25 protein-coding genes are annotated in these 26,610 nt (G+C 45.9%); 18 read left to right on the forward strand and 7 right to left on the reverse strand.

Going from position 1 to position 26,610, the window contains the following annotated elements:
- Positions 1-76 precede the first annotated feature (76 nt).
- On the forward strand, positions 77-2,680 hold the full coding sequence (clpB, locus tag A8O14_RS02250; RefSeq protein ID WP_068948023.1) for an ATP-dependent chaperone ClpB: 2,604 nt from the start codon (positions 77-79) through the stop codon (positions 2,678-2,680).
- A 49-nt stretch (positions 2,681-2,729) separates the two neighbouring features.
- Positions 2,730-3,962 carry an MFS transporter gene (locus A8O14_RS02255; RefSeq protein ID WP_068948024.1) on the forward strand — a complete coding sequence of 411 codons (1,233 nt, stop codon included), beginning with the start codon at positions 2,730-2,732 and terminating at the stop codon, positions 3,960-3,962.
- Here A8O14_RS02255 and A8O14_RS02260 read toward each other — a convergent pair.
- Together A8O14_RS02260 and A8O14_RS02265 are read right to left on the reverse strand one after the other, a co-directional pair.
- Positions 3,959-4,678 (reverse strand): 5-oxoprolinase subunit PxpA, encoded by a 720-nt coding sequence (locus tag A8O14_RS02260; protein ID WP_068948025.1) that lies wholly within the window; start codon positions 4,676-4,678, stop codon positions 3,959-3,961. The two genes, A8O14_RS02255 and A8O14_RS02260, sit on opposite strands and share 4 nt — an antisense overlap.
- Positions 4,678-6,414 (reverse strand): 5-oxoprolinase subunit B/C family protein, encoded by a 1,737-nt coding sequence (locus tag A8O14_RS02265; protein ID WP_068948026.1) that lies wholly within the window; start codon positions 6,412-6,414, stop codon positions 4,678-4,680. Before A8O14_RS02265 ends, A8O14_RS02260 begins: the two co-directional genes overlap by 1 nt.
- Positions 6,415-6,566: 152 nt before the next feature.
- On the opposite strand from A8O14_RS02265, the gene A8O14_RS02270 reads away from it, so the two are divergent.
- The 9 genes from A8O14_RS02270 (at position 6,567) to A8O14_RS02310 (ending at position 14,753) form a co-directional block, all read left to right on the forward strand.
- Positions 6,567-7,784, forward strand: coding sequence for an MFS transporter (locus tag A8O14_RS02270; RefSeq protein WP_082913187.1), 1,218 nt, complete (start codon positions 6,567-6,569; stop codon positions 7,782-7,784).
- Between the two features lie 10 nt (positions 7,785-7,794).
- A complete protein-coding gene (locus A8O14_RS02275; protein ID WP_068948028.1) occupies positions 7,795-8,661 on the forward strand; it encodes an amidohydrolase family protein in 867 nt (288 codons plus the stop codon).
- A 259-nt stretch (positions 8,662-8,920) separates the two neighbouring features.
- Positions 8,921-10,219: an isocitrate lyase gene (gene aceA / locus A8O14_RS02280; RefSeq protein WP_068948029.1), complete on the forward strand. Its 1,299-nt coding sequence runs from the start codon at positions 8,921-8,923 to the stop codon at positions 10,217-10,219.
- A gap of 104 nt (positions 10,220-10,323) precedes the next feature.
- Positions 10,324-10,764 (forward strand): HIT family protein, encoded by a 441-nt coding sequence (locus A8O14_RS02285; RefSeq protein WP_068948030.1) that lies wholly within the window; start codon positions 10,324-10,326, stop codon positions 10,762-10,764.
- Between the two features lie 66 nt (positions 10,765-10,830).
- Positions 10,831-11,502 (forward strand): 3-oxoacid CoA-transferase subunit A, encoded by a 672-nt coding sequence (locus tag A8O14_RS02290; RefSeq protein WP_068948031.1) that lies wholly within the window; start codon positions 10,831-10,833, stop codon positions 11,500-11,502.
- A complete protein-coding gene (locus A8O14_RS02295; RefSeq protein ID WP_068948032.1) occupies positions 11,499-12,161 on the forward strand; it encodes a 3-oxoacid CoA-transferase subunit B in 663 nt (220 codons plus the stop codon). Before A8O14_RS02290 ends, A8O14_RS02295 begins: the two co-directional genes overlap by 4 nt.
- A 107-nt stretch (positions 12,162-12,268) precedes the next feature.
- A complete protein-coding gene (locus A8O14_RS02300; protein ID WP_228385096.1) occupies positions 12,269-13,135 on the forward strand; it encodes a tripartite tricarboxylate transporter substrate binding protein in 867 nt (288 codons plus the stop codon).
- 47 nt (positions 13,136-13,182) lie between these two features.
- Entirely contained in the window at positions 13,183-14,352 is a 1,170-nt protein-coding gene (locus A8O14_RS02305) for a thiolase domain-containing protein (protein ID WP_068948033.1), read from the forward strand.
- On the forward strand, positions 14,352-14,753 hold the full coding sequence (locus A8O14_RS02310) for a Zn-ribbon domain-containing OB-fold protein (protein ID WP_082913074.1): 402 nt from the start codon (positions 14,352-14,354) through the stop codon (positions 14,751-14,753). Before A8O14_RS02305 ends, A8O14_RS02310 begins: the two co-directional genes overlap by 1 nt.
- 10 nt (positions 14,754-14,763) lie before the next feature.
- Here A8O14_RS02310 and A8O14_RS02315 read toward each other — a convergent pair whose 3' ends face one another.
- The 5 genes from A8O14_RS02315 to A8O14_RS02335 are packed head-to-tail and all read right to left on the reverse strand — an operon-like array spanning position 14,764 to position 19,117.
- Positions 14,764-15,189 carry a DUF1841 family protein gene (locus A8O14_RS02315; RefSeq protein WP_068949674.1) on the reverse strand — a complete coding sequence of 142 codons (426 nt, stop codon included), beginning with the start codon at positions 15,187-15,189 and terminating at the stop codon, positions 14,764-14,766.
- On the reverse strand, positions 15,182-15,838 hold the full coding sequence (nth, locus tag A8O14_RS02320; RefSeq protein WP_068948034.1) for an endonuclease III: 657 nt from the start codon (positions 15,836-15,838) through the stop codon (positions 15,182-15,184). Before nth ends, A8O14_RS02315 begins: the two co-directional genes overlap by 8 nt.
- The gene (rsxB, locus tag A8O14_RS02325) at positions 15,838-16,554 is read right to left on the reverse strand and encodes an electron transport complex subunit RsxB (RefSeq protein WP_228385122.1); all 717 of its coding nucleotides are present in this window, start codon (positions 16,552-16,554) and stop codon (positions 15,838-15,840) included. The genes nth and rsxB overlap by 1 nt, the downstream gene beginning before the upstream one ends.
- A gap of 31 nt (positions 16,555-16,585) precedes the next feature.
- Positions 16,586-17,875 carry a polyhydroxyalkanoate depolymerase gene (locus A8O14_RS02330; protein WP_068948036.1) on the reverse strand — a complete coding sequence of 430 codons (1,290 nt, stop codon included), beginning with the start codon at positions 17,873-17,875 and terminating at the stop codon, positions 16,586-16,588.
- A gap of 42 nt (positions 17,876-17,917) precedes the next feature.
- Complete coding sequence (locus tag A8O14_RS02335; RefSeq protein WP_068948037.1) at positions 17,918-19,117, reverse strand: amino acid aminotransferase; 1,200 nt, start codon at positions 19,115-19,117, stop codon at positions 17,918-17,920.
- 159 nt (positions 19,118-19,276) lie between these two features.
- Here A8O14_RS02335 and uvrB point away from each other — a divergent pair, with 159 nt between their 5' ends.
- The 7 genes from uvrB to hscA all read left to right on the forward strand — a co-directional run bounded on the left by uvrB (position 19,277) and on the right by hscA (position 26,603).
- Positions 19,277-21,430, forward strand: coding sequence for an excinuclease ABC subunit UvrB (uvrB, locus tag A8O14_RS02340; protein ID WP_228385097.1), 2,154 nt, complete (start codon positions 19,277-19,279; stop codon positions 21,428-21,430).
- Positions 21,431-21,577: 147 nt separating this feature from the next.
- Positions 21,578-22,147, forward strand: coding sequence for a Fe-S cluster assembly transcription factor (locus A8O14_RS02345; RefSeq protein WP_068948038.1), 570 nt, complete (start codon positions 21,578-21,580; stop codon positions 22,145-22,147).
- Between the two features lie 30 nt (positions 22,148-22,177).
- On the forward strand, positions 22,178-23,437 hold the full coding sequence (locus tag A8O14_RS02350) for an IscS subfamily cysteine desulfurase (protein WP_068948039.1): 1,260 nt from the start codon (positions 22,178-22,180) through the stop codon (positions 23,435-23,437).
- A gap of 36 nt (positions 23,438-23,473) precedes the next feature.
- A complete protein-coding gene (gene iscU / locus A8O14_RS02355) occupies positions 23,474-23,860 on the forward strand; it encodes a Fe-S cluster assembly scaffold IscU (RefSeq protein WP_068948040.1) in 387 nt (128 codons plus the stop codon).
- A 22-nt stretch (positions 23,861-23,882) separates the two neighbouring features.
- On the forward strand, positions 23,883-24,206 hold the full coding sequence (gene iscA / locus A8O14_RS02360) for an iron-sulfur cluster assembly protein IscA (protein ID WP_068948041.1): 324 nt from the start codon (positions 23,883-23,885) through the stop codon (positions 24,204-24,206).
- Positions 24,172-24,711 (forward strand): Fe-S protein assembly co-chaperone HscB, encoded by a 540-nt coding sequence (gene hscB, locus A8O14_RS02365; RefSeq protein WP_068948042.1) that lies wholly within the window; start codon positions 24,172-24,174, stop codon positions 24,709-24,711. Before iscA ends, hscB begins: the two co-directional genes overlap by 35 nt.
- 26 nt (positions 24,712-24,737) lie before the next feature.
- Positions 24,738-26,603 carry a Fe-S protein assembly chaperone HscA gene (hscA, locus tag A8O14_RS02370; RefSeq protein ID WP_068948043.1) on the forward strand — a complete coding sequence of 622 codons (1,866 nt, stop codon included), beginning with the start codon at positions 24,738-24,740 and terminating at the stop codon, positions 26,601-26,603.
- Positions 26,604-26,610 lie beyond the last annotated feature (7 nt).

A 26,610-nucleotide genomic window follows, 5' to 3' on the forward strand; every position in this document is an offset into this window, starting at 1 on the left:
TCAGAAAGCCTTGAAATTGGCAATATTGCCCTTATATTCTATAGATAGAAATACATGGAATGCATGAGGCATAAAAATGAGAATAGATAAATTAACAACCAAGTTTCAAGAGGCTTTAAGTGAAGCCCAGAGTATCGCTTTAGCTAAAGATAACCAATATATAGAGTCAGCCCATGTTTTGCTGGCGATGTTGCGTGATTCGGATGGTGCTGCCAAGAGTTTGCTGACGCGAGCTGGCGTCAATGTCCCGGGTTTAGAAAAAGGTGTGGAGAAAATCATCTCCAATTTGCCCGAAGTGCAGGGCACTAGCGGTGAAGTTCAAGTTGGTCGTGATCTGAGTAATTGGCTGAATCTATGCGAGAAAGAGGCAAACAAGCGCAATGATCAATTTATCGCTGGCGAGTTATTTCTGCTGGTGGTAGCGGACGACAAGGGCGAGCTAGGTAAGGTTGCTCGTGAAAATGGTTTAAATCGGAAATCGTTAGAGGCGGCTATTGATTTAGTGCGCGGAGGAGAATCAGTGAATAGTGCGGATGCCGAAGGTCAACGTGAGGCCTTAAAGAAATACACCGTCGACTTAACAGAACGTGCCCGCATGGGTAAGCTCGATCCTGTGATTGGTCGTGATGATGAGATTCGTCGCACCATTCAGATCTTGCAGCGTCGCGGTAAGAACAACCCAGTACTGATTGGTGAGCCTGGTGTAGGTAAGACTGCTATTGTTGAAGGCTTAGCCCAACGCATTGTGAATGGTGAAGTGCCTGAAACCCTCAAAGATAAGCGCGTCTTAGTTTTGGATATGGCCTTACTCTTGGCTGGTGCAAAGTATCGCGGCGAATTTGAGGAGCGTCTCAAAGCGGTTTTGAGTGATGTTGCTAAAGATGAAGGTCAAACTATTATCTTTATTGATGAGATTCATACGATGGTTGGCGCAGGTAAAGGTGATGGCGCAATGGATGCTGGCAATATGCTCAAGCCTGCATTGGCACGTGGCGAATTGCATTGTATTGGCGCAACCACTTTAGATGAGTACCGCAAGTACATCGAGAAAGATCCTGCGCTTGAGCGCCGTTTTCAAAAAGTGATGGTTGAAGAGCCTAGTGTTGAGGCAACCATTGCAATCTTGCGTGGCTTGCAAGAGCGCTATGAGCTCCATCACGGTATTGAGATCACCGATCCAGCAATTGTGGCGGCAGCTGAGTTGTCACACCGCTACATTACTGACCGTTTCTTACCAGATAAGGCTATTGACCTCATTGACGAGGCAGGTTCACGCATCAGAATGGAGATCGACTCTAAGCCAGAGGTAATGGATAAGCTTGATCGCCGTTTAATTCAGCTCAAGATTGAGCGTGAGGCTGTAAAGAAGGAAAAAGATGAAGCATCTCAGAAGCGTCTTGCCCTCATCGAGGATGAAATTAAGCGACTCGGTGCTGAATACGCTGATTTAGAGGAGATCTGGAAGGCGGAGAAGGGTGCTGTCCTGGGTGCTGCCAATCTAAAAGAAGAGATTGAGAAGGTGCGCGGAGAGATTGCCAAGTTACAGCGTGAAGGCAAGCTTGAGAAAGTTGCTGAGTTGCAATACGGCAAGCTGCCTGAGCTCGAAGCTAAGCTCAAGTCTGCAACTGCTGCAGAAGCGAAGGGCGATAAAGATGGCGTTGTGAAGAACAAACTCTTGCGCACTCAAGTAGGCGCAGAAGAAATCGCTGAAGTTGTTTCTCGTGCGACTGGTATTCCAGTGTCGAAGATGATGCAAGGTGAGCGCGATAAGTTACTGAAGATGGAGGAGTTATTGCACAAGCGCGTGGTTGGTCAAGAAGAGGCGATTCGTGCTGTATCAGATGCAATCCGTCGTTCCCGTGCAGGTTTGGCTGAAGAGAATCGTCCTTATGGCTCATTCTTATTCTTAGGCCCTACTGGTGTTGGTAAGACAGAGCTTTGTAAAGCGCTGGCTGGCTTCCTATTTGACAGCGAAGACCATTTAATTCGTATCGACATGAGTGAGTTCATGGAGAAACATAGCGTTGCTCGTCTGATTGGCGCGCCTCCCGGTTATGTTGGTTACGAAGAGGGTGGTTACCTAACCGAGCAAGTGCGTCGTCATCCATACAGCGTCATCTTGTTTGACGAAATTGAAAAGGCACATCCAGATGTCTTTAACGTGCTCTTACAGGTGCTTGATGACGGTCGCTTAACAGATGGTCAAGGCCGCACCGTGGACTTTAAGAACACCGTAATTGTGATGACCAGTAATATCGGCTCACAGTTGATTCAGTCAATGACCGATAAGAAGCAGTCAGAAATCAAAGAAGCTGTTTTTGAAGAGTTAAAGAATCATTTCCGTCCTGAGTTCTTAAACCGGATTGATGAGATTGTGGTCTTCCATGGTTTAGATAAAGGCAATATCGCTAATATTGCGAAGATCTTGCTTAAAAACTTGTCCGATCGTTTAGCAAAAGTAGATATGCAGCTTGAGGTGAGTGATGCAGCCCTAAGCAAGATCGCAGAAGTTGGATTTGATCCTGTATTTGGAGCAAGACCACTCAAGCGTGCAATCCAGCAGCATATTGAGAACCCTGTTTCCAAGATGATCCTTGAAGGCAAGTTTGGCCCAAAAGATGTAGTACCCGTCGATGTTGATAAGAAGGGTGACTTTAGCTTTACTCGTCAGGTTCACTGATACCTCAGTAGTTTTTGCAGGAATCTTCCTGCGCCAGTAAACTCGGTACATGACTGTAGCGCTTAGTAGGCGTGCCAGTGATGTCCGGGTTATTGGTCTCATTAGCCTAGCTCACGGCAGCTCCCATTTCTTTCATTTAGTGCTTCCTCCCATGTTCCCATGGTTGCGGGATGCTTTTGCTCTAAGTTACGCCGAGCTTGGTCTGCTCATGTCGATTTTCTTTGTGGTTTCTTGTATTGCTCAAGCCTCCTCAGGATTTTTAGTTGATCGCATTGGTGCAAGACCGGTCTTATTTGCTGGAGTGATATTGCTCGCACTTGCTGGACTCATCTACTCTCAAAGCAATGGCTATCTAATGTTTGCGCTGGGTGCAGTCGTTGCAGGTTGTGGGAATGGCATCTTTCACCCGGTCGACTACACCTTGATTAACCACAAAATTTCTCCGCCCAATTTGCCTTATGCCTATTCGATCCACGGTGTTACGGGATATTTGGGGTGGGCTGCTGCGCCTGTCTTTATGGTTGGAATTGCACGGTTTTCTGACTGGCGTATTGCATTTTTATCTGCGGCCTCATTGGAAATTTTGATCCTAATAATTCTTTGGCTTAATAGAAGTTACTTGATTGATAACGTTAAAGAGCGCCATGAGAATAGCCATGCGGATGCGCAAGCGATCAATCCGGGAGGGGATCCAGAGAGTACCTTTGCATTTTTGAAGTTAAAAGCAGTGTGGCTTTGTTGGGTTTTCTTTTTCTTTAGTATGGCGTCTACCTCGAGCTTGCAATCATTTTCACCAAGTGCATTATTTAAAATCTATGGGCTACCAGTAGATGTTGGAAATTACTATTTAACTTTATTGGCTTTGGGTAGTGCGGTTGGTGTTTTGGTGGGGGGTTATCTAGCAGCTAAGTTTTACACCCCAGAACGCATCGTCACCTCTTTTTTGTCGATCACTATCGCCATTTGTCTTTTGTTTGCAACTGGTTCTATTTCGCTTGAGATCATCCCGATTGTTTTTTGTGCGCTTGGATTTGGGTATGGGGTTGTAGCGCCCTCGAGGGATTTGCTAGTAAAGCAAGCAACCCCAAAAGGGGTGGCCGGACGGGTCTATGGAATTGTTTATTCCGGCATTGATCTTGGGGCTGCAGTTGGCCCATTCATTTTTGGCTTTTTTATGGATGCTGGACTACCCAAGGCGTTATTTATTGGTATCGCCTTATTCCAGTTGATGATCATTCCAACGGTCTTTAAGGTATCTTCCAATACCCAGCGTCCCGCCTAAGATAAGGCCGCTTTAATTTTTTTAGCAAATTCTACCGCATGCGGGTTATCGCCATGGATGCATAAAGTATCCGCTTGTATTTTGATCTCACTACCATCGATCGCTACGACTTTGCCATCTTTAGACATGCTCATTACCTGTTCGAGCGCCTCAGACTCATCTGAGATTACAGCGCCCGCTTGAGTGCGTGGCACCAGAAATCCTTCCTTGGTGTATTTGCGATCGGCAAAGACTTCTTGCCATACCGGTACATTCAATTCTTTTGCCGCATCTATTAGGTAACTGCCTGCTAAGCCATATAAAATAATGTCGCCACCTAAGTCTCTCACCGCTCTAGCAATACCTCTTGCGAGCTTAATATCTTTGGCTGCTTGGTTGTATAGAGCACCATGGGGTTTAACGTGATGCAATGTTTTACCTGCTGCATTGACAAATGCTTGTAGCGCCCCTGCTTGATAGAGAACATAGTTGTAAGCATCTTGCTCAGAGATGGCCATCTCGCGTCGTCCAAAGCCAACCAAATCAGGTAAGCCGGGATGTGCGCCAATATGCACTTTCTTTGCTGTGGCAAGCTCGACCAGTTTTTTCATCCGGGCTGGATCGCCAGCATGCCATCCACAGGCAATATTGGTGGAGGTGATGTAGTCAAGCAATAAGGCATCGTTGCCCATGTCCCAGGCGCCGAAGCCTTCTCCCATATCGCTATTAATATCCATTACGCATTTCCATTGGGTTGAATCATTGTTTGAATTGAATTAATAGTTGATTCTTGTAACTTTACAGCTTCTGCATTTAGTTGATCTGCCTCTTCAAGGGTAACGGGTATTAACTGTATTACATTACCCGGTTTCACTTGCGCTAATTTAGTGAGGTCGGCATGAATCACCTCAGCGAGACGAGGATATCCACCAGTAGTTTGGTGCTCCGCTAGCATCACAATTGGCTCATGTGATGGTGGAAACTGTACGGTTCCAAAAGCAATTGCTTGCGAGGGAATATTAGGTAAATCTTTTTTGAGCTTAAAGTCGCCCTCGAGACGCACGCCCATACGATTGCTTTGCTTGCTTACTTTCCAAATCGTAGACCAAAACAATTCTCGCTCTTTAACCGAGAGGAAGGAAAGGTGAGCTCCCGCTAAACAATGCACCGAAGTAATCGCACTCATGGGCACAAAGGGTGATCGGACATGCCATTTGGGGAAACACGGCAGCGCATCCTCTTTGAATAAGCTTTTTAAGAAAGAGGATCTGAGCGGCGCCTTGGGATCTTTTAACTGCAAGAAATCCCCTTTTTCTAGACGCTTAGGTCCGATGTCTGCGCTGATATGAGAGCCCGCTCTACCTAAAATATTTGGAAGATTGAATCCACCGCCAATCGCAAGTACCGCACGAAATCCTGGGTTTAATGAAGAGAACTTTAGAGTGGTACCCTTATTTAACCATATAGGGCGATTGCCTGGAATGCGTTCTCCCTCTACGATGCCATCGCATCCAGCCCCAACCCATGCTAAGCAAGCCGTTTCATGAAAGAGTAGGCTGGGTCCACTTGAAGTCATTTCAATCGCAGCAGTATCTAATGGGTTGCCGACCAAAGCATTTGCAAGGTGAAGTGATGATAAGTCACAGGCTCCACCAGGGCCAACGGCCCAATGCGATAGGCCAGAGCGAGGATCATCCTGGATGCTACTGAATGTTCCGGGCTGTATGACCTCAATACTTGCTTTGTTTTTATCTAAGGTGCGAATAATTTCTTTAGGTTGATTTTTTTGTTCAAACTTCTGTAGTGCATCGAGTGAAATTTCTTCGATTTGCATTTGATCTCCAGCCATAAACAAGCCCGGCGGATTTTGTTCTATGTCAAATAGGATATTTGGCGATCTACCAATAATGTTCCAACCGCCTGGGGTGGTGCGGGGATAAATCGCAGTTTGTAGTTCAGCAATCGCTACGCTACCTTTAGGAACTGCAGGACGAGGTGAGGCAAGACGTGGTAACTGGAGTTTAGGATTGAGTCCACTGAAATACGCAAAACCTGGCATGAATCCCAAAATATCTACTGTGTATGTGCTGCTTTTGTGTAAATTTACAACTTGTTCGGGGGGTAGCTTACAGGCTTGAGCGATTGCCATTAAATCTAGCGCAACATCTGGGTGGTAGCAAACATGAATACGATGAATCTTAGTCGGATAAGTTTTACCTTTCTTTTGCTTCTCTAATTGTTTACCAATTTTTTCCAAATCTGTAAAAGCAGTTTGGCGAATTTGTTTGGGATCATTCAGTTCATATTTCAGCTGTACGACTAGTGAATCTAAGCCGGGAACAATTTCGGTGGCCCACGATGGCTTATTTGCAAACAGTAGCTTGCTAAGCTCATGAATATCTTTCAGGGCTTGATTGGATTTTGAAAAATCAATTAAAACACTGTGATCGCCGATTAGTGTGCAATGCATCATGAAAAGGGGTTAGGGGTTTTCTCTAGTTTGCCCTGTGGGCAGAATATTTGGGTTATAAAGATGCTACTCATTCATTAATTTAAAGCCTAAAAATAAAAGGAGACAAAGTGAGTCAACAAACAGATACCAGTCTGACCGGTTTTTATAAGGTCATGAATCCCAAAGAGAAGAAAACCTTTTGGGGTTGCTTCTTAGGTTGGGCATTGGATGGCATGGACTTCATGATCTATCCTTTAGTGATCGGAACCATTATTGCAGTATGGCAGGTTGATCGAGGTATGGCTGGACTTGCGGTAACTGGCACACTTTTGGCTTCTGCTTTCGGTGGCTGGTTTGCTGGCTACTTAGCTGATCGTATCGGTCGCGTTCGTACTTTGCAATTCACCATTCTGTGGTTTTCTACATTCAGTTTGATTTGTGCGTTCACGCAAGACTTTAATCAATTGATGGTTGCTCGTGCACTCTTAGGTTTTGGTTTCGGTGGTGAGTGGGCAGCAGGTGCAGTGTTGATGGGTGAAACCATTCGTGCTGAATATCGTGGCCGTGCCGTGGGTAGCGTACAGTCAGCATGGGCTGTAGGTTGGGGCGCTGCGGTACTTTTGCAAGCCATTATGTTTAGCCTGTTACCACCAGATATGGCTTGGCGCGCAATGTTTGTAGTGGGTTTCTTCCCTGCTTTACTCTTGCTCTATATTCGCCGTCATGTGGAGGAGCCAGAGATTGCAAAAGTTGCTCGTGAAAAAGTAGTTGCTGCAGGTGATTCACCATCCATCCTAGAAATCTTCAAGCCTGGTATTTTGAAAACTACTATCTTGGCTTCATTGCTCACAATGGGTGCACAAGGTGGTTACTACGCAATTACTACTTGGGTACCAACTTTCTTGAAAGCAGAACGTAAGTTAACCGTAGTTGGTTCTACTGGTTACTTGGCATTTTTGATTGTCGGTAGTTTTGTTGGATATTTGTTTGGTGCATGGATGGCTGACCGTTTCGGACGTCGTAAGTTGTTTATGACTTTCTCACTTGGCGCAATCGTTCTGGTGCTGGCTTATACCCAACTAGAAATTACGAATGAGATGATGATGTGGCTTGGTTTCCCATTAGGATTCTTTGCTAGCGGTTACTTCTCTGGGATGGGTGCATTCCTGACTGAGTTGTTCCCAACTCGCTTGCGTGGATCTGGCCAGGGCTTTTGCTATAACTTTGGTCGTGGTATTGGCGCATTGTTCCCGGCTTTAGTTGGTTACTTCTCCGCTCAATATGGTTTGGCCATGGCAATTGCGATCTTTGCTGTGATTGCTTATGGAGTCTTCTTCATTGCCGCAGTGATCCTCCCAGAAACTCGAGGACGAGAATTGCAAGCAAACTGATGGGGATTTCGTGTCAGCAGTAGATATTCCGTTTTGCCCGGGACCGCCTGAACATCAGAGCGGTCCTTTTCCTTTTAAAGTTCCTGTAGGTGCGGTGGATACGCATGCGCATGTGATTAGCGCTGCAAGCTTTGTTCCTGATCGCTCATATACCTCCCCAGAAGCAACTGAAGATCAATACATTCGCATGCTGGATGAAGTCGGCATGACCTATGGTGTGTTGATCCAGGTAAGCGTTAATGGGCAAGATAATGAGCCAATGCTTAACGTGCTCGAGCGTCATCCTCAACGTCTGCGTGGGGTTGCTGTTCCATTGCTAAATCAGCCTGATGCGTACTATCAAAGAATGAAAGATGCGGGTGTTGTTGGTATTCGGATGAACTTGATGTTTTCAGGGGGTGGTTTAGATATCTCTAAGTTGGAAGAGTGCGATGCCTTGGCAAAAGACTGGGACTGGCATATTCAATTTTTGTTAGATGCAAATGATTTACCAACATTGATGCCCCGTATGCAAAAGTTGCAGTCCACATTAGTCATCGATCACATGGGATATCTGCGCACATCTGTTGGCTTGCAGTCGCCTGGTTTTCAAGCCTTGCGTGAGCTTGTGAAAGAGAGGGCGTGGGTAAAAGTATCTGGAGCTTATCGATTAACGGATGAGCCTCCACCTTATGAAGATGTGGTTCCTTATGCCAAGGCGTTAATTGCAGCCGCTCCAGATCGATGTATTTGGGGTTCTGATTGGCCTCATGTCGCCAATTGGGGAATCATGCCTAGGGTTGCGCAGATGCTGGAAAGCTTGACTTTATATGCACCGGACGAGGCGGTACGCAATCAAATCCTTTGCGCCAATCCACAGCGCTTATATTTTTCATAATATGAAACAGCATTACACTGCGTAAAATGCGGTGCAACAACTAGCCGCTGGAATTATTTCGCGAAATGAATATTCATTTCATATTGCAAAATATTAACCATAAGTAAATGAATTTAATCAGTTAAATATTTTTACAAAAGATGGATATTTCGCTTGCTCAGCTTTTTTAACTCTCTAAACTCTTATATAAGACATAAGACTTAAAAAAGTCTTAAAGGTCCTCAAATTTGAAGTACTTGTTTAACTTAGGGAGAAAAACATGGCAGATCGCAAAGCAGAAATCGCAGCACTACAAAAAGACTGGGATACCAATCCACGCTGGAAAGGTATTACTCGTGGCTATACAGCTGAGGACGTAGTACGTCTTCGTGGCTCACTGAAGATTGAGCACACATTGGCTAAACATGGTGCAGAGCGTCTTTGGGAGTTGGTCAATAACGAAGCTTACGTTAACTGTTTGGGTGCTTTGACTGGTGGTCAAGCAATGCAACAAGTTAAAGCGGGTATCCAAGCAATTTACTTATCCGGCTGGCAAGTTGCTGCTGATGGTAACTCTTACGCTGCAATGTACCCAGACCAATCTTTGTATCCAGTGGATTCAGTGCCTAAGATGGTTGAGCGCATTAATAACTCATTCCAACGTGCTGATGAAATTCAAACTGCTAAAGGTATCAACAAAGGCGATCCTGGTTATATCGAGTACTTTGCTCCAATCGTTGCAGATGCTGAAGCAGGTTTCGGTGGTGTATTGAATGCATTTGAATTGAGCAAAGCATTAATCAAGCAAGGCGCTGCTGGCGTTCACTTTGAAGACCAATTGTCTTCTGTGAAGAAGTGCGGTCACTTGGGTGGCAAAGTATTGTTGCCAACAACTGAGTCTGTACAGAAATTGATCTCTGCCCGTTTGGCTGCTGACGTAATGGGCGTTCCAACGATCATCTTGGCTCGTACTGACGCTGAAGCTGCTGACTTGTTAACTTCTGACTACGATGAGAACGACAAGCCATTCTTGACTGGCGAACGTACTCCAGAAGGCTTCTATAAAACACGTAAGGGCTTGGATCAAGCGATCTCACGTGGTTTGGCATACGCTGCTTACGCTGATATGGTTTGGTGTGAGACTGGTACTCCTGATCTTGAGTTTGCTCGTCAGTTTGCTGAAGCAATTCGTGCGAAGTTCCCAGGCAAGATGTTGGCCTACAACTGCTCACCCTCTTTCAACTGGAAGAAAAACTTGGATGATGCAACGATTGCGAAATTCCAACGTGAGTTGGGTGCGATGGGTTACAAATATCAATTTATTACTCTCGCTGGTATCCACTCCATGTGGTACAACATGTACGACTTGGCGCAAGACTACTCTAAGCGTGGCATGACTGCTTACGTTGAGAAAGTACAAGAGCCAGAATTTGCTGCACGTGATCGTGGTTACACCTTCGTTTCACATCAGCAAGAAGTTGGTACAGGCTACTTTGATGATGTAACAACCGTAATCCAAGGTGGTAAGTCTTCTGTTACTGCGTTGACCGGTTCTACTGAAGAAGAGCAGTTCCACTAAGAATCCCTAAGTAGTCTTGTAGTAGCAGTAATATCCATACTGCCGCGGCATCTAAATTACCCCACAAGGGTGACTTAGATGCCGTTTTCGTATACATTCTTCCCATGACTAATTGCGTGCTCTGTAAAGAAGATCTCAGGCCTGAAGAGGGTGAACTTATTTGGCGCGGGGATTACTGTCGAGTCATTTTGATCAATGATCCTGATCTTCCTGGATTTTGCCGTGTTATCTGGAATCCACATGTCTCAGAGATGTCTGATCTAACTTATGGAGAGCGAGATCACATCCTGTCCCTCGTATTTGCCGTTGAAGAAGCCATTCGTCAGGTAATGGATCCGGATAAGATCAATTTAGCCGCACTCGGCAATATGGTTCCACATATTCATTGGCACGTGATCCCACGATTTAAGGACGATGCTTTCTTTCCGGGATCAGCATGGTCGGCGAGAGCCCAAGAGGCCTCCAAATCCGTTTTGGAGGCAAGAAGGACTCTTGCTAAAGAGCTCCCTGCAGCAATTCGGTCTGCTATTTCTCAAATGCATTAAATTAGTAGAAATACAGCAAAAAGCTGAAAAGCAGTACCCATAATAAAAAATAGATGGAGACAGGTAGTGATAGATAAGATCATTCCTAGCGTGGCGAGTGCCGTGCAGGACATTGGTGATGGCTCGACCATTTTAGTTTCTGGTTTCGGTGGTGCAGGCCTACCTATTTATTTATTAGATGCACTTGCCGAGCAGGGCGCAAAGAACCTCACCATCATTAGTAATAACGCGGGTAATTCGGGAATTGGCATTGCTAAATTGATTGGCAATGGCCAAGTCAAAAAAGTAGTATGTTCATTCCCGCGTCAACCGGAGTCTGGCGCATTTGACGATCTTTATCGCGCTGGAAAAATTGAATTAGAGTTAGTGCCACAAGGCACTCTCGCAGAGCGCATTCGCGCTGGTGGCGCAGGTATAGGCGGCTTTTATACACCTACTGGTTATGGAACTGAGTTAGCCATCGGTAAAGACACTAGAGTGATTGATGGTGTGAATCATATTTTTGAAACTGCGATTAAAACGGACTATGCCTTGATTAAGGCGGACAAAGGTGATCGCTGGGGTAATCTCACATATCATCGCACTGGCCGAAACTTTGGCCCCATTATGGCTACTGCAGCACGTTGCACGATTGCCCAAGTAAACCAAGTTGTAGAGCTCGGAGCTTTGGATCCAGAAACCATTGTGACACCCGGCATTTTCGTAAAACGCGTAGTGCTCGTTGGAGGTAAATCATGATTGATCACTCTAAAGTACAAAAGCGTACTACTGCTGATATTGCCAAGCGCATTGTGCAAGACATTCCTGATGGCGCTCATGTGAACTTGGGTATTGGTCAGCCTATGACGATCTGCAACTATCTACCTGCAGATAAAGAAATCTTGATGCATTCTGAAAATGGTTTGCTGGGTATGGGGCCATTGGCTAAAGAGCATGAGATTGATGAAGAATTAGTCAACGCAGGAAAGCAGCCCGTAACTATGTTACCAGGCGCTTCGCTTTGCCACCATGCCGATTCTTTCGTGATGATTCGTGGCGGGCATATTGATATTTGTGTCTTAGGCGCTTTCCAGGTTTCGGTTAAAGGCGATATTGCTAATTGGCGCACAGGCGATCCTAAAGCTATTCCTGCGGTTGGTGGTGCCATGGATCTTGCTTTGGGTGCGAAGAAGCTCTTTGTGATGATGGAACATCTTACGAAGTCCGGAGAATCGAAGTTGGTGATGGAATGCACTTATCCACTCACTGCACTGGCAGCAGTCGATTGCATTTATACAGATTTAGCAACGATTGCTGTTATGCCCGAGGGTTTAGTAGCGATTGATTGGGTAGATGGCCTGAGTTTTGAAGAGTTGCAAGAACTTAGTGGCGTGCCAATGCGCAAATTAGGTAAATAAAATTGCGCATCAAAATTTTCCTGTTATTTCTATCGTGTTCATTCAGCATTGGCTCAAGCTTTGCTGATACTAAGACCGCTTACCCCAATAAACCGATTCATTTAATCGTGGGCTTTTCCCCAGGTGGCTCGGCTGATACGGTAGGTCGTGCTTTAGCAGAAGGCTTGTCTACTCGACTAGGTCAACCAGTGATTGTTGAGAATAAAGCAGGTGCTAATGGCAATATTGCTGCCGAGTTAGTAGCACGCTCCGCTCCAGACGGATACACCTTGTATTTCCCATCGATTGGCCATGCAGTAAATGCATCGCTATATAAAAATCTGCCATACGATCCGATTAAAGATTTCACAGCTGTTGGTGGTGTGTTTTCAGCACCCAACATCTTAGTAGTGCCTGTCAATTCGTCCTATAAATCTGTTCCTGAATTGATTGCTGCAGCAAAGGCTAACCCTGGCAAGCTCACTTTTGCTTCTAGTGGCAGCGGCACATCGGTGCATCTGTCCGCGGTGCTATTTGAGAAGATGGCTAAGATTGACATGATTCATATTCCATACAAAGGGACTGGTAGCGCAATGCCGGATGTGATTTCTGGTCAAGTCGATATGAGTTTCCCAAACTTACCGAGTGGGTGGCCTCAAGTGAAAGCGGGTAACTTACGGGCTTTAGGTGTTACTACAGCAAAACGTTCAGCTGCTGCCCCAAGCGTTCCAACCATTGCAGAATCTGGTTTGCCTGGTTATGACATGGCAACTTGGTACGGTGTTGTAGCGCCTGCAAACTTACCTATAGATATTCGTAACCGCTTAAATAAAGAATTGCAAAGCATTTTGGCCGATCCTAAATTTAAAGATAAGTTGATTGCGCAAGGCGCTGATCCGATGCCAGGAACACCCGAACAATTTTCGGCGTTAATTAAGAGCGAAACAGAAAAGTGGCGCAAGTTGATTGCGCAGTCAAATATTACCGTTGATTAAATATTCGTTTAAGAATTTAGTATTCCAAAAATTTCAAAGGAAGATTCATGTCATTTGCATCCAATGCCTGTATAGCCGGAATATATGAGCATCCTTTAAGGGTGGCGCCTGATCACACGGTTGCACAATTACATGCCGAAGTGGCACGCGGTGCTTTGTTGGACGCTGGCCTCACGCTAGATGATGTCGATGGTTATTTCTGTGCGGGTGATGCCCCTGGAATGGGTCCAGTATCGATGGCCGATTACTTGGGGCTAAAAAAACTCAAGTATCTCGACTCTACTGATACTGGTGGCTCTTCCTATTTAACTCATGTAAACCATGCTGCTCGTGCGATTGCAACTGGTCAATGTAAGGTGGCCTTGATTACTTTGGCTGGTCGTCCAAAATCTGAAGGCTCTAGTGGAACGCAAGTGCGGAGCCAGTGGGCTAGCGCCCCTGACTTTGCTTTCGAGAAACCATATTCTCCAGCGCCTTTAAATACTTACGCAATGTGCGCCATGCGTCACATGTATGAGTTTGGCACCACTAGCGAGCAGCTCGCTTGGATTAAGGTAGCTGCATCACATCATGCGCAACATAATCCCAATGCTGCACTTAAAGATGTGCTCACTGTCGAAGATGTTCTGAACTCGCCGATGATTGCTGATCCATTGCATCGTGCAGATTGCTGTGTAGTGACTGATAGCGGCGGTGCATTGGTAGTGGTTCATCCTGATATTGCAAAGACTTTGAAAAAGCCAGTTGTGACGATGATGGGTGCAGGTGAAACTACTAAAGGGCAGATGGGTGGCAAAGTGGATCTGACTTACTCAGGTTTAGCCTGGGCTGCACCATTGGCTTTTAAAGAAGCGAAGTTAACGCCTGAGCAAATTCGGTATGCCTCTATTTACGATAGCTTCACTATTACTGTGTTGATTCAGTTGGAGGATCTTGGATTCTGTAAGAAGGGTGAGGGCGGCAAATTTGTAGAGGGCGGTCAATTGATTTCGGGTAAAGGTAAGTTGGCATTTAATACCGATGGTGGAGGCTTGTGTAACAACCATCCTGCAAACCGCGGCGGTATGACTAAAGTGATTGAGGCGGTGAGACAGTTGCGTGGAGAGGGTCACCCAGCAGTACAGGTTCCTAATCTAGAGTTTGCGCTTGCCTCAGGGATTGGTGGTGCGCTTGGCACTCGTCATGGCGCGGCTGTATTAATTTTAGGGAGACTGTAATGAGCCAATTGAATAAAGAGCATCGTTTACCCAGCCCGATTGCAAACCCTGAAAACAAAGCTTTCTTAGAGGCTGCGCAAAATGATCAGTTGGTTTTAAAACATTGCAACGCTTGCAATCAGGCGCATTACTATCCGCGTACGATTTGTCCACATTGCGGCAGTAACGATACAAGTTGGATTAAGTCTGAGGGTCTCGGAGAGATTTATTCCTACACTGTGATGAGGCGTGGTGTTGAAGTGCCGTTTGCGATGGCCTATGTTCGCTTAAACGAGGGCATCTCCATCCTTACCCATCTGACAAATTGCGATTTCGATGCGATTCGTGTTGGGCAAAAAGTGAAAGTGGTGTTTCAGGAAACACAAGATGGGCAAAAAACCCACCTCTTTGAGCCAGTCTAATGAGTAATAGCTAAACTAACTTCTTAAGAGCCTCGAGATAGTTCTCGGGGTTTAGTGGCCTGCCTTCGCGCTGTGCTTCCCACATTACTTGACCAAGACATTCCATCATGAGGTGTTGAGCTTCATGCTCAGAACCTAATTTCTTACTCAGTTTTTCTGCAAGCTCTTTAATACCAGGCGGTTGATTGATAGAGATCTGTTCGCTAATGGATAAATGCATGGATAAATGCAGGAACGGATTAGTTTCGCCACGCTCTGGCGTGTAGTCCTGTCCTAAAGCGCCCTCCGGGTCGGCTAGTAGTGCATGGTATTCCGGATGCTCCGCCATCCAATCGCCAGCAATCGTTTCCATGGGATCCAGAATATGATTTTCAGTCTTCTTTTTCCAGGTGTCACAGAAAAAGCGTCGTACTTCTTCACGGGTTGGATTAAATATCGCCACGAACTTTTCCTTTGCTGGTCTTTTGCTTAAAGCCGCATAGTGGCTCTACGATGCATTGCGCGCATTCAGGGTTGCGTGCCTTGCAAGTGTATCTACCATGAAGAATGAGCCAATGATGAGCATCTAATAGATATTCTTTGGGTACTCGTTTTAGTAGTTGTTGCTCTACCTTCAGGACGTCTTTACCTGGAGCTAATCCCGTGCGGTTTGAAACGCGAAAGATATGGGTATCAACTGCAATCGTCGCTTGGCCAAAGGCAGTATTGAGAATAACGTTGGCTGTTTTTCTACCTACACCTGGTAGCGCTTCAAGTTCCTCGCGTGTTTCAGGTACTTTACCTCCATGTTTTTCCAAGAGAAGTTGGCAGGTCTCTTGAATGTGCTTGCCTTTGGAATTAAATAAACCAATGTGTTGAATGTAGGGGCGCACGCCTTCTTCGCCAAGATCCAAAAGAGCCTGAGGAGTATTGGCGATCTTAAATAGTTTCTTTGTACCCTTATTGACCGACACATCAGTTGCTTGCGCTGATAAGAGCACGGCAATCAAGAGTTCAAAAGGGGTGCTGTACTCTAACTCGGTAGTGGGCTTAGGATTGTTCGCTTTGAGTTGCTCAAAAAAAGCACGTCGCTTTTCAGGATTCATCATTTCTTTTGCTGAGCCCTAGCAATCGCAGCAGCAATGATGGCGCGTTTACGCTCTTTTTCTTTCTCCTCATCTGCTGAGGCGGGATGCCCTGCATTGACCGCTGCTAATTTAGCCTCAGCCTTTTTGGCTAAGCGTTCATCATTATCTTTTTGTTCACGCTTAAGACGTTGCTCCCGATCGTGATAACGCTTGCGTGAGATATCCGCCAAGTCTTGAGACCAAGCATCCCAGCCTGTTTTATTTTCTGTGATATCAATCATGCTGATGCAATCTACTGGACATGGAGGTATACACAGGTCACAACCCGTACACCACTCAGTCAGGACTACGTGCATTTGTTTGGATGCACCAACAATCGCATCAACTGGACATGCCTGAATACAAAGAGTGCAGCCAATACATTTTTGCGGATCAATGAAAGCGACAGGCCTTGGACGCTCTATGCCACACTTGGGATCGATAGTGGGGTGTAAATCAAAAGCATCTTGTGGATAAATTGGGCTTAGGATTTGACTAAGTCGATGAATGCCCTCGACACCTCCTGGTGGACAGCGATTTGGCAAAGCCTCTCCACTCGCTAAAGCTTCTGCATAGCCCCTGCAATCTGGGTAGCCACATTTTGTGCATTGAGTTTGAGGAAGAAGATCCTCCAGGCGATCAGTGAGTTCGTTCACCTGCTTAATATTCATTACAAGACTAGTTCCTAAGTAAATGAGAGACGCTGTGGTCTCTCATTTTATGGGTTTACTTTGCGTCTAGCTTAGGTAAACGCGCTTTAGTCTTTCTTTGCGCGGGTTGATGATCGCGAATAAAGGATTTGATCTTTGGATAGACCTTTTCGCGCCAACGACGTCCAGCAAAGATGCCATAGTGACCCGCGCCAGAAACTTCGTAGTGATCTTTGTGCTCTTTCGGGATGCCAGCACATAGGCCATGTGCTGAACGAGTCTGTCCGCTTCCGGAAATATCGTCCAACTCGCCTTCAACTGTGAGAAGAGCAGTGTTTTGAATATCTTGTGGCTTTACTAATTTGCCTGCAACTTCCCATGTGCCATTGGGCAGTGAGTAGTCCTGGAAGACTGTCTTGATCGTATCGAGATAGAACTTCGCATCCAAATCTAATACGGCGTTGTACTCGTCATAGAAGCGAATATGTGATTCAGCATCCTGCTCATCACCTTTAACCAGGTTCTGGAAATAATCCCAGTGAGATTGCAGATGGTTTTGTGGGTTCATGGCAATAAAGCCAGTGTGCTGCAAGAAGCCTGGGTAAACGCGACGACCCGCGCCTGGATAGGTTGGCGGTACTTTGTAGATCACATGACTCTCAAACCAATCGTGTGACTTTTGTTCTGCCAAGTTATTTACGGCAGTTGGTGATTTGCGAGCATCAATTGGGCCGCCCATCATAATCATGGAGGCGGGAGTAGCTTCACCTGCAGATGCCATTAATGAAATAGCGCCTAAGGTTGGAACGGTAGGTTGGCAAACCGAGATCACATGCAAATCTTCGGCGCCAATCGAGCGAATGAATTCTTGTATGTAATGAACATAGTCATCAAGACCAAATTCACCTTCGCTCACTGGCACATTACGTGCATCAATCCAGTCGGTAATGTAAACCTTGTGATCTTGCAAAAGGGTGCGTACTGTGTCGCGCAATAAAGTGGAGTGATGTCCAGATAGAGGTGCTACCACCAATACTGCAGGATCTTCTTTCAGTTTTTTGATGGTTTCTACATCGTCAGAGAAACGCTTGAAGCGCACCAAATTGCAAAAAGGCTTGGCTACAGTGGTTCTTTCGTGGATAGCGACTTCACTTCCATGGGCAATTACTGAGCGAATACCAAATTCTGGCTTTTTATAGTTCTTACCTAAGCGGTAAAGGAGTTCATAGCTAGCAGCTAAACGCTCTGATCCTGGAACCTTGGAGGCTGGATTAGAGGCATTAATAAAAGCCTCAGACGCAGCGCGTGCCCATGAGCTCATGGGTTGAAGTAAGGCTTTTTGGAACTCGTGTAACTGATAAAGCATGGTACCCCCTGTAAATCTAAATAGCCGCTTATTTACGCTTGTTTAAGCCAATACGCGGGCGATTGCTTTGGCAACTTTATCAATATTTTTAGTATTGAGCGCCGCCACACAAATGCGTCCAGTAGAGAGGGCATAAATGCCATCTTCTTTCTGTAAGCGATCTACTTGCTCAGCAGTTAGGCCTGAGTAAGAAAACATTCCACGCTGCTTTTCAATAAAAGCAAAATCTTGCTTCACACCAGCAGCCGCCAATTTTTCAACCAAACCATGACGCATGGCTTTAATGCGATCACGCATCTCTGCTAATTCATCTTCCCAGAGCTGACGTAACTCAGGAGAATTCAAAACCGCTGCTGCGATGGCAGCACCATGAGTTGGTGGATTGGAATAGTTGGTACGAATCACGCGCTTTAATTGTGAGAGCACGCGAGTAGATTCATCTTTACTTTGGGTCACGATAGATAATGCGCCTACACGCTCACCATAGAGCGAGAATGACTTGGAGAAAGAGCTCGATACGAAGAAGGACATGCCAGATTGCGCAAAGAGGCGCACAGCAATACCGTCTTGCTCAATCCCAGCCGCAAAGCCCTGGTAAGCCATATCCAAGAAAGGAATTAAACCTTTGTTCTTGCAAATATCAATCACTTGGCGCCATTGCGCTTCAGTAATGTCTGCGCCGGTTGGGTTATGACAGCATGCGTGCAAGAGCACAGTAGTGTTCTTTGGGAATGACTCCAAAGACTTCACCATGCCATCAAAATCAACACCACGAGTCTTGCCATCAAAGTAGGTGTACTCAACGACTTCAAAGCCAGCGGATTCAAAAATACCGCGATGGTTTTCCCAAGTCGGGTTACTAATTGCACATGGCGCATTTAAATTGAGACGCTTAATGAAGTCAGCGCCAACACGCAATGCACCGGTGCCACCCAAACATTCAGCGGTAACTACACGACCATCTTTAATGAGGGTAGAGTCAGCGCCAAACAATAAATTTTGTACTGCGCTGTTATAGGGGTTTGGGCCTTCAATAGGAATGTAGCTACGTGGTGAGTGTTTAGCCACGATTGCTTCTTCTGCTTTAATCACGGCTTTTAAGAGAGGCACCTTGCCTTCATCTGTGTAATACACACCAACACCAAGGTTAACTTTGTCAGAACGCTGATCGGCAACGTAGGCTTCTGTAAGGCCAAAAATAGGATCTTTAGGGGCTAGTTGAACTGAGGCAAACAGGGTCATTTGAGGTCGGAAGTGATGGTTTAAGGTTAGTTTTGCTGGTGATTGACGTTTAATTGAACCTAATTGACTGTTTTTGAGATCAGAATCAACTATTTCCTAATAAAAACGGCAAAATCATTGTTTGTACAAAATTCGCTGTGAAGAAAACTCACAGGTGAAATGATAGCCGAGATGCCCCCTAAGTTGCCCAAAAATGGTTCAAAACCGGAAGTAAAAGAAGTGCAGAAAACCCCTGTTGCTGACCCCTTGGGTGAGGTTGGACACGACCTCGATCCAGCCAAGTTTGTCAGCTTCCCTGACTCCCCATATCAGCTATACCAGCCTTTCCCGCCTGCAGGAGACCAGCCAGGTGCGATTGATGCCTTGGTGGAGGGGGTGGAGGATGGCCTGACCTTCCAGACCTTATTGGGCGTCACAGGCTCTGGAAAGACCTTCACGATGGCCAATGTCATCGCTAGAACAGGGCGCCCAGCCATCATTTTTGCCCCAAATAAGACTTTGGCAGCCCAGCTCTATAGCGAATTTAGGGAGTTTTTCCCTAAAAACGCGGTTGAGTACTTTGTGAGTTACTACGACTACTACCAGCCTGAGGCTTATGTGCCTCAGCGCGATCTCTTTATTGAGAAGGATTCGTCTATAAACGAACACATTGAGCAGATGCGTTTGTCGGCCACCAAGAGTTTGTTAGAGCGTCGTGACGTCATCATTGTTGCAACCGTGTCTGCGATTTACGGCATCGGTAATCCTGGCGATTACCACAGCATGGTGATGACATTGCGCCCTGGCGACAAGATGAGTCAGCGCGATATTTTGACAAGACTCATTGCGATGCAGTATGACCGTAATGAAACTGACTTTAAGCGTGGCGTATTCCGAGTACGTGGTGACACGATTGATATCTTCCCTGCCGAACATAATGAATTGGCAGTACGTGTTGAATTGTTTGATGATGTGGTGGAAAGTTTGCAATTCTTTGACCCGCTGACTGGAAAAATTCGGCAAAAGATTCCGCGCTTCACTGTTTATCCAAGCTCACACTATGTCACTCCGCGTGAAACGGTTCTCAAGGCGATTGAAACAATCAAAGAAGAATTGCGTACGCGCCTAGATGAGTTCGTAAAAGATGGTAAGTTGGTTGAAGCGCAGCGTTTAGAACAACGAACTCGGTTTGATTTAGAGATGCTCAACGAATTGGGTTTTTGTAAGGGAATCGAGAACTACTCCCGCCATCTGTCAGGCGCAGCCCCAGGCGAGGCGCCACCTACGCTAGTGGACTATTTGCCCAATGATGCATTGATGTTCTTGGATGAGAGCCATGTGTTAATTGGTCAGCTCAATGCGATGTACAACGGCGATAAATCTCGCAAACATACCTTAGTGGAATTTGGTTTCCGTTTACCTTCTGCGATGGATAACCGCCCACTCAAATTTACTGAGTTCGAAACCAAAATGCGTCAAACCATTTTTGTTTCCGCAACACCGGCTGATTATGAGAAAGAACATCAAGGTCAAGTTGTCGAGCAAGTAGCGCGACCTACTGGTTTGGTTGACCCAGAAATTGAGGTGCTACCAGCAAGCACTCAGGTTGATGATTTACTCAGTCAAATTCATGAGCGTGTCAAAGTGGGCGAGCGAGTATTAGTGACGGTGCTGACTAAACGCATGGCTGAACAACTAACAGATTACCTCTCCGATAATGGCGTGAAGGTGCGTTACGTTCACTCCGATATTGATACTGTTGAGCGCGTTGAAATTTTGCGTGACTTGCGTTTGGGTGTCTTCGATGTACTCGTGGGGATTAACTTATTACGCGAAGGTTTGGATATCCCAGAGGTTTCCTTGGTAGCTATTTTGGATGCAGATAAAGAAGGCTTCCTACGCTCTGAGCGATCTTTGATTCAGACCATTGGGCGCGCCGCTCGAAATGTTCGTGGTAAGGCGATTCTTTATGCCGATAAGGTTACTAATTCCATGAGGCTAGCGATGGGCGAGACTGAACGACGTCGGACCAAGCAAATTGCCTTTAATAAGCTGCATGGCATTGAACCTAAAGGGGTTCAAAAACGCATTAAAGACATTATTGATGGCGTTTATGACGTCAAAGAGAAGCGCCAAGAGATGCAGGTGGAGCAAGAGCGGGCTCGCTACGAGGATATGACTGAGAAAGATTTATCCAACGAAATCAAACGCTTAGAGAAGCAGATGAATGCTGAAGCCAAAAATCTAGAGTTTGAAAAGGCTGCCAGTACACGTGATCGACTTAGTAAGGTCAAAGAAATGGCATTTGGCGCCAGGTCTAGAGACTCCGTCTAAAGACCCCCTAATTCCTGGAATCTATAGGGGATTTTTGGGATAATTCCCGAGCAGTTTGCTGGGTCTTATGGTAAAGTTGAGTGGAATGGTCAGGTATTACCCACCTGGCCATGAGCTGTCCATAACAATCCATTACCAAGGTGACATATGAGACTTACAACTAAAGGTCGTTTTGCAGTAACCGCAATGATTGATTTAGCCCTGCGTGAAACGCATGGTCCTGTAACTTTGGCTGGTATTAGCCAAAGACAAAAGATTTCCCTTTCTTACCTCGAGCAGTTGTTCGGCAAATTGCGCCGTTTCAATATCGTGAAGAGCACACGTGGACCTGGCGGTGGTTACACCTTAGCGCGCCCATCCACTGAAATTAGCGTAGCCGACATCATCGTGGCGGTAGATGAGCCATTGGATGCCACCCAATGTGGCGGTAAAGGTAACTGTCACACTGAAGAAGAAGGTCATGGCCGTTGCATGACTCACGATCTTTGGAGCAATCTCAATTCCAAAATGGTTGAGTACCTCAGCTCGGTAAGCCTAAAAGATTTAGTTCAGCAGCAAGAAGGTCGTGGCATGGTTATTCAAGACATGCGCCAGAAGAAAATTAAAGTTGAAAGTACTAAAGCTGAAAAAGCAGCCCCAGCACTTGCAGCGAAAAAAGAAGTTGCTCCTAAAGCGCCTTTAGTCAATTCCGTATTTAATTTGGCGCGGCAAAGTTAAACAGCAGTAATACCTACGTAGAAATAAACCATGAACGCACCACAAGACCTTCCTCAGCAACCGGTTCCGATGTTTAGTCCTAAGCACTTTCCGGTGTATATGGACTATTCAGCAACAACACCGATTGATCCTCGTGTGGTTGACAAGATGTTGCCTTACTTGCGTGAGCAATTCGGCAATGCTGCTTCCCGTAGCCATGCTTATGGTTGGGCGGCAGAAGAGGCTGTTGAGTGGGCGCGTTCAGAGGTGGCTCAATTAGTGCATGCTGATCCAAGAGAGATCGTATTTACTAGTGGTGCTACTGAAAGTATTAACTTAGCCCTTAAGGGTGCTGCACATTTCTACAAAGAACGCGGTAATCACATCATTACCGTAAAGACTGAACATAAGGCAACTTTAGATACCTGCCGCGAATTAGAGCGCGAAGGTTTTGAGGTGACCTACTTAGATGTATTGCCAAACGGCTTGATTGATTTTGCGCAATTAGAAACAGCAATGAAGCCAGGCACAATTTTGGCTTCTGTGATGTACGTCAACAATGAGATCGGTGTAGTACAAGATATTCCAGCAATTGGTGAGTTGTGCCGCTCACGTAACGTGATCTTTCATGTGGATGCAGCTCAGGCTACCGGTAAGGTTGAAATCAATTTAGAAAAGATTAAGGTCGATTTGATGAGCTTTTCTGCTCACAAGACCTATGGTCCAAAAGGCATTGGCGCATTGTTTGTGCGTCGTAAGCCTCGTATTCGTATTGAAGCGCAGATTCATGGTGGTGGTCATGAGCGCGGTATGCGTTCTGGCACCCTGGCGGTTCATCAAATCGTTGGTATGGGTGAGGCATTCCGCATTGCCCGTATCGAGATGACCGAAGAAAATAAACGTATCCGCGGATTGCGTGATCGCTTGTTAGCCGGTTTAAAAGACATTGAAGAAGTTTATGTAAACGGCGATATGGATCACCGTGTTCCGCATAACCTCAACATCAGCTTTAACTATGTCGAGGGCGAGTCTATGTTGATGGCGCTTAAAGACTTGGCGATCTCTTCTGGCTCTGCTTGTACTTCTGCCTCGCTAGAGCCTTCTTATGTATTGCGCGCACTAGGCCGTAATGATGAGTTGGCGCATAGCTCGATTCGTTTCACTTTGGGTCGTTTTACAACTGAACAAGAAGTTGATTTCACAATTAAGTTAGTAAAAGAAAAGATTGCGAAGTTGCGTGAGCTCTCCCCATTATGGGAAATGTATAAAGACGGAATCGACTTGAGCACGATTCAGTGGGCTGCACACTAAAAAATATCTAGATAAAGAAATTAAAGAGGAAATACCATGGCATATAGCGAAAAGGTCATTGACCATTATGAAAATCCCCGCAACGTTGGCTCTTTTGAAAAGGGTGACAATAGCGTAGGTACTGGCATGGTTGGCGCACCAGCTTGTGGCGACGTCATGAAGTTGCAGATTCGCGTGAATGATCAAGGTGTAATCGAAGATGCGAAGTTCAAGACTTATGGCTGTGGTTCTGCCATTGCCTCTTCTTCATTAGTGACTGAGTGGGTTAAGGGCAAGACATTGGATCAAGCCTTAGAGATTAAGAATTCGTTGATTGCTGAAGAGTTGGCATTGCCACCAGTGAAGATTCACTGTTCCATCTTGGCTGAAGATGCGATTAAGGCTGCAGTTGCTGACTACAAAGAAAAGCATCCAGCGAAATAAGCATTAGAAATTCGAGAAAACTATGGCAATTACCTTAACTGAAAAAGCTGCAAAGCACGTCAACCGCAATCTAGAGAAGCGCGGTAAAGGGTGCGGTCTGCGTTTGGGTGTTCGCACTACTGGTTGCTCTGGCTTGGCTTATCAGTTGGAGTATGTCGATGAGCCAGCGGCCGAAGATCAGGTATTTGAGTCCAATGGCGTGAAAGTATTTGTTGATCCAAAGAGCTTAGCTTATTTGGATGGTACAGAATTGGATTTCGTACGTGAGGGTTTGAACGAGGGATTTAAGTTTCAAAATCCAAACGTAAAAGATGAGTGTGGTTGTGGCGAATCTTTCCGCGTCTGACGATTACTTCCGTTTCTTTGGTTTAAATCAGCAATTCAATATCGACTTGCCTGCGCTAGATCAGGCTTACTTGGCGATTCAGAAAGAGGTTCACCCTGATCGCCATGCTCGAGGTAGTGAGTCTGAACAACGCCTTGCAATGCAAATGGCCACATTAGCCAATACTGCATTTCAGACTCTTAAAAATCCGATTCAACGCGGCCTTTATCTGTGCCAGTTACATGGGGTGGATGCCAAACTTGAAACCAATACTGCTATGCCAGCTGCTTTCTTGATGAAGCAGATGGAATGGCGTGAGAATCTAGATGAGCAGGCCGAAGATTTGTCCGCCCTTGAAGCCATGATGGCAGAAGTTGAACAATCGAAAGCCGAGACTCTTGCTGAGATTACCCAAGCCATTGACGGCGCCAAAAACTATCAACGCGCAGCAGAACTTCTGCGTGGTTTACTCTTTATTGATAAGTTCGCGGTTGAGCTTGACGACACTATTGCTGAATTAATCTAAGCTATACAAGCTAAACTCTATTTTCTATGGCCTTATTACAAATCTCTGAACCCGGTAAATCGCTTGCGCCACACCAGCGCCGTATTGCCGTGGGTATTGATTTGGGTACCACCAATTCTTTAGTTGCAATTGTCAAAGATGCGCTCCCTAAGGTCCTTCCCGATGAACAAGGGCGCGAGCTGCTTCCTTCTGTAGTTCGCTACTTGCCTAATGGCCGCACCCAAGCTGGATTTGAGGCGCTTGAAAGCATTGTTATTGATCCAAAGAACACGATTGTTTCGGTAAAGCGTTTCATGGGCCGCGGCTTAACGGATGTTGAGCATATTGAGAGCGCTCCCTATGATTTTGTTGATCAGCCTGGCATGCTCAAACTCAGAACCGTTGCCGGCGATAAAAGCCCTATTGAAGTTTCTGCAGAAATTCTTGCGCGCTTGCGCCAGCTGGCTGAAGATTCAGTGAATGATGACATCGTTGGTGCTGTCATTACTGTGCCAGCCTATTTTGATGATGCACAGCGCCAAGCAACCAAAGATGCCGCTAAGTTAGCTGGTATTGAAGTTTTGCGTTTACTTAATGAGCCAACTGCTGCTGCGATTGCTTATGGTTTAGATAATGCTTCAGAAGGTATCTACGCAGTCTATGACCTTGGCGGCGGAACCTTTGATATCTCTATTCTGCGAATGAGTAGAGGTGTGTTTGAGGTGCTCTCTACTGGCGGAGATTCCGCTTTGGGTGGTGATGACTTTGACCACCGCTTGTATTGCTGGGTGATTGAACAGGCTAAGTTGCCACCTTTATCGATCTATGATCACCGCACTCTGCTACAAGCCTGTAAACATGCCAAAGAACAGCTTAGTCATAACCCTCTTGCCCGTGTGCATGAGACGCTTGCAGATGGCACAGTCGTCAATGTGGGCGTCAGCCAAGCCCAGTTCTTTGAGATTACTCAGAACCTGGTTGCTAAAACTTTAATGTCTTGCAAGAAAGCCTTGCGCGATGCTGGCTTAAAAGCTGAAGATGTTAAAGGTGTTGTGATGGTAGGTGGTTCAACCCGGATGCCCAATGTTCAGCGTGCTGTTGGCGAGTTATTTGGTAGCAAGCCCTTAAATAATTTAAACCCTGATCAAGTAGTTGCGCTAGGCGCAGCAATGCAAGCAGATTTATTGGCGGGTAATCAAAGTAAAGATGATGAGTGGCTCTTATTGGATGTCATTCCGCTTTCTTTAGGCATTGAGACGATGGGTGGCTTAGTTGAAAAAATCATTCCACGCAATACACCAATTCCTGTGGCTAGAGCGCAAGACTTCACCACTTTTAAAGATGGTCAGACTGCCTTAGCGATTCAGGTAGTGCAGGGTGAACGTGAGTTGGCACAAGACTGCCGCTCACTTGGTCGTTTTGAGTTACGCGGCATACCCGCAATGGCTGCAGGGGCTGCACGTATTCGAGTCACTTTCCAGGTGGATGCAGATGGATTGTTATCCGTAAGCGCTATGGAGCAAGGCTCTGGAGTTCAAGCCTCAATTGATATCAAACCTTCCTATGGTTTAACAGATGCGGAAATTACCCGCATGTTGCAAGATGGATTTGCATCTGCCAAAGAGGATTTGCTTTCTAGATCCTTGCGTGAAGAGCAGGTAAATGCACAACGCTTGTTAGATGCGGTACAAACCGCATTAGCAAGCGATCGAAATCTTCTGAGTGCCGATGAGCAAGCAGCTATTGATCAAGAGATGGCTGTGCTACAAAAGATTTTGAATGAAGAAACCGATAGTGCTGTGGTTCGCAAAGCAGTTGATCATGCTGCGAAAGCTACCGATGAGTTCGCGCAGATGCGCATGAATCATAGTATTCAAAAAGCGCTATCAGGTAAGAATGTTGCTGAGATTTAAACAATAC

This window comes from Polynucleobacter wuianus (assembly GCF_001659725.1).
Lineage (GTDB): Bacteria > Pseudomonadota > Gammaproteobacteria > Burkholderiales > Burkholderiaceae > Polynucleobacter > Polynucleobacter wuianus.

Coding starts and splice junctions, on each gene's coding strand:
- aceA (WP_068948029.1), top strand. CDS start 8,921: ATGGCAGATCGCAAAGCAGAAATCGCAGCACTACAAAAAGACTGGGAT.
- A8O14_RS02345 (WP_068948038.1), top strand. CDS start 21,578: ATGAGACTTACAACTAAAGGTCGTTTTGCAGTAACCGCAATGATTGAT.
- A8O14_RS02335 (WP_068948037.1), bottom strand. CDS start 19,117: ATGACCCTGTTTGCCTCAGTTCAACTAGCCCCTAAAGATCCTATTTTT.
- hscB (WP_068948042.1), top strand. CDS start 24,172: ATGAGTGTGGTTGTGGCGAATCTTTCCGCGTCTGACGATTACTTCCGT.
- clpB (WP_068948023.1), top strand. CDS start 77: ATGAGAATAGATAAATTAACAACCAAGTTTCAAGAGGCTTTAAGTGAA.
- A8O14_RS02285 (WP_068948030.1), top strand. CDS start 10,324: ATGACTAATTGCGTGCTCTGTAAAGAAGATCTCAGGCCTGAAGAGGGT.
- iscU (WP_068948040.1), top strand. CDS start 23,474: ATGGCATATAGCGAAAAGGTCATTGACCATTATGAAAATCCCCGCAAC.
- A8O14_RS02305 (WP_068948033.1), top strand. CDS start 13,183: ATGTCATTTGCATCCAATGCCTGTATAGCCGGAATATATGAGCATCCT.
- iscA (WP_068948041.1), top strand. CDS start 23,883: ATGGCAATTACCTTAACTGAAAAAGCTGCAAAGCACGTCAACCGCAAT.
- hscA (WP_068948043.1), top strand. CDS start 24,738: ATGGCCTTATTACAAATCTCTGAACCCGGTAAATCGCTTGCGCCACAC.
- A8O14_RS02265 (WP_068948026.1), bottom strand. CDS start 6,414: ATGATGCATTGCACACTAATCGGCGATCACAGTGTTTTAATTGATTTT.
- A8O14_RS02295 (WP_068948032.1), top strand. CDS start 11,499: ATGATTGATCACTCTAAAGTACAAAAGCGTACTACTGCTGATATTGCC.
- A8O14_RS02350 (WP_068948039.1), top strand. CDS start 22,178: ATGAACGCACCACAAGACCTTCCTCAGCAACCGGTTCCGATGTTTAGT.
- A8O14_RS02255 (WP_068948024.1), top strand. CDS start 2,730: ATGACTGTAGCGCTTAGTAGGCGTGCCAGTGATGTCCGGGTTATTGGT.
- A8O14_RS02260 (WP_068948025.1), bottom strand. CDS start 4,678: ATGGATATTAATAGCGATATGGGAGAAGGCTTCGGCGCCTGGGACATG.
- A8O14_RS02270 (WP_082913187.1), top strand. CDS start 6,567: ATGAATCCCAAAGAGAAGAAAACCTTTTGGGGTTGCTTCTTAGGTTGG.
- nth (WP_068948034.1), bottom strand. CDS start 15,838: ATGAATCCTGAAAAGCGACGTGCTTTTTTTGAGCAACTCAAAGCGAAC.
- A8O14_RS02330 (WP_068948036.1), bottom strand. CDS start 17,875: ATGCTTTATCAGTTACACGAGTTCCAAAAAGCCTTACTTCAACCCATG.
- uvrB (WP_228385097.1), top strand. CDS start 19,277: ATGATAGCCGAGATGCCCCCTAAGTTGCCCAAAAATGGTTCAAAACCG.
- A8O14_RS02310 (WP_082913074.1), top strand. CDS start 14,352: ATGAGCCAATTGAATAAAGAGCATCGTTTACCCAGCCCGATTGCAAAC.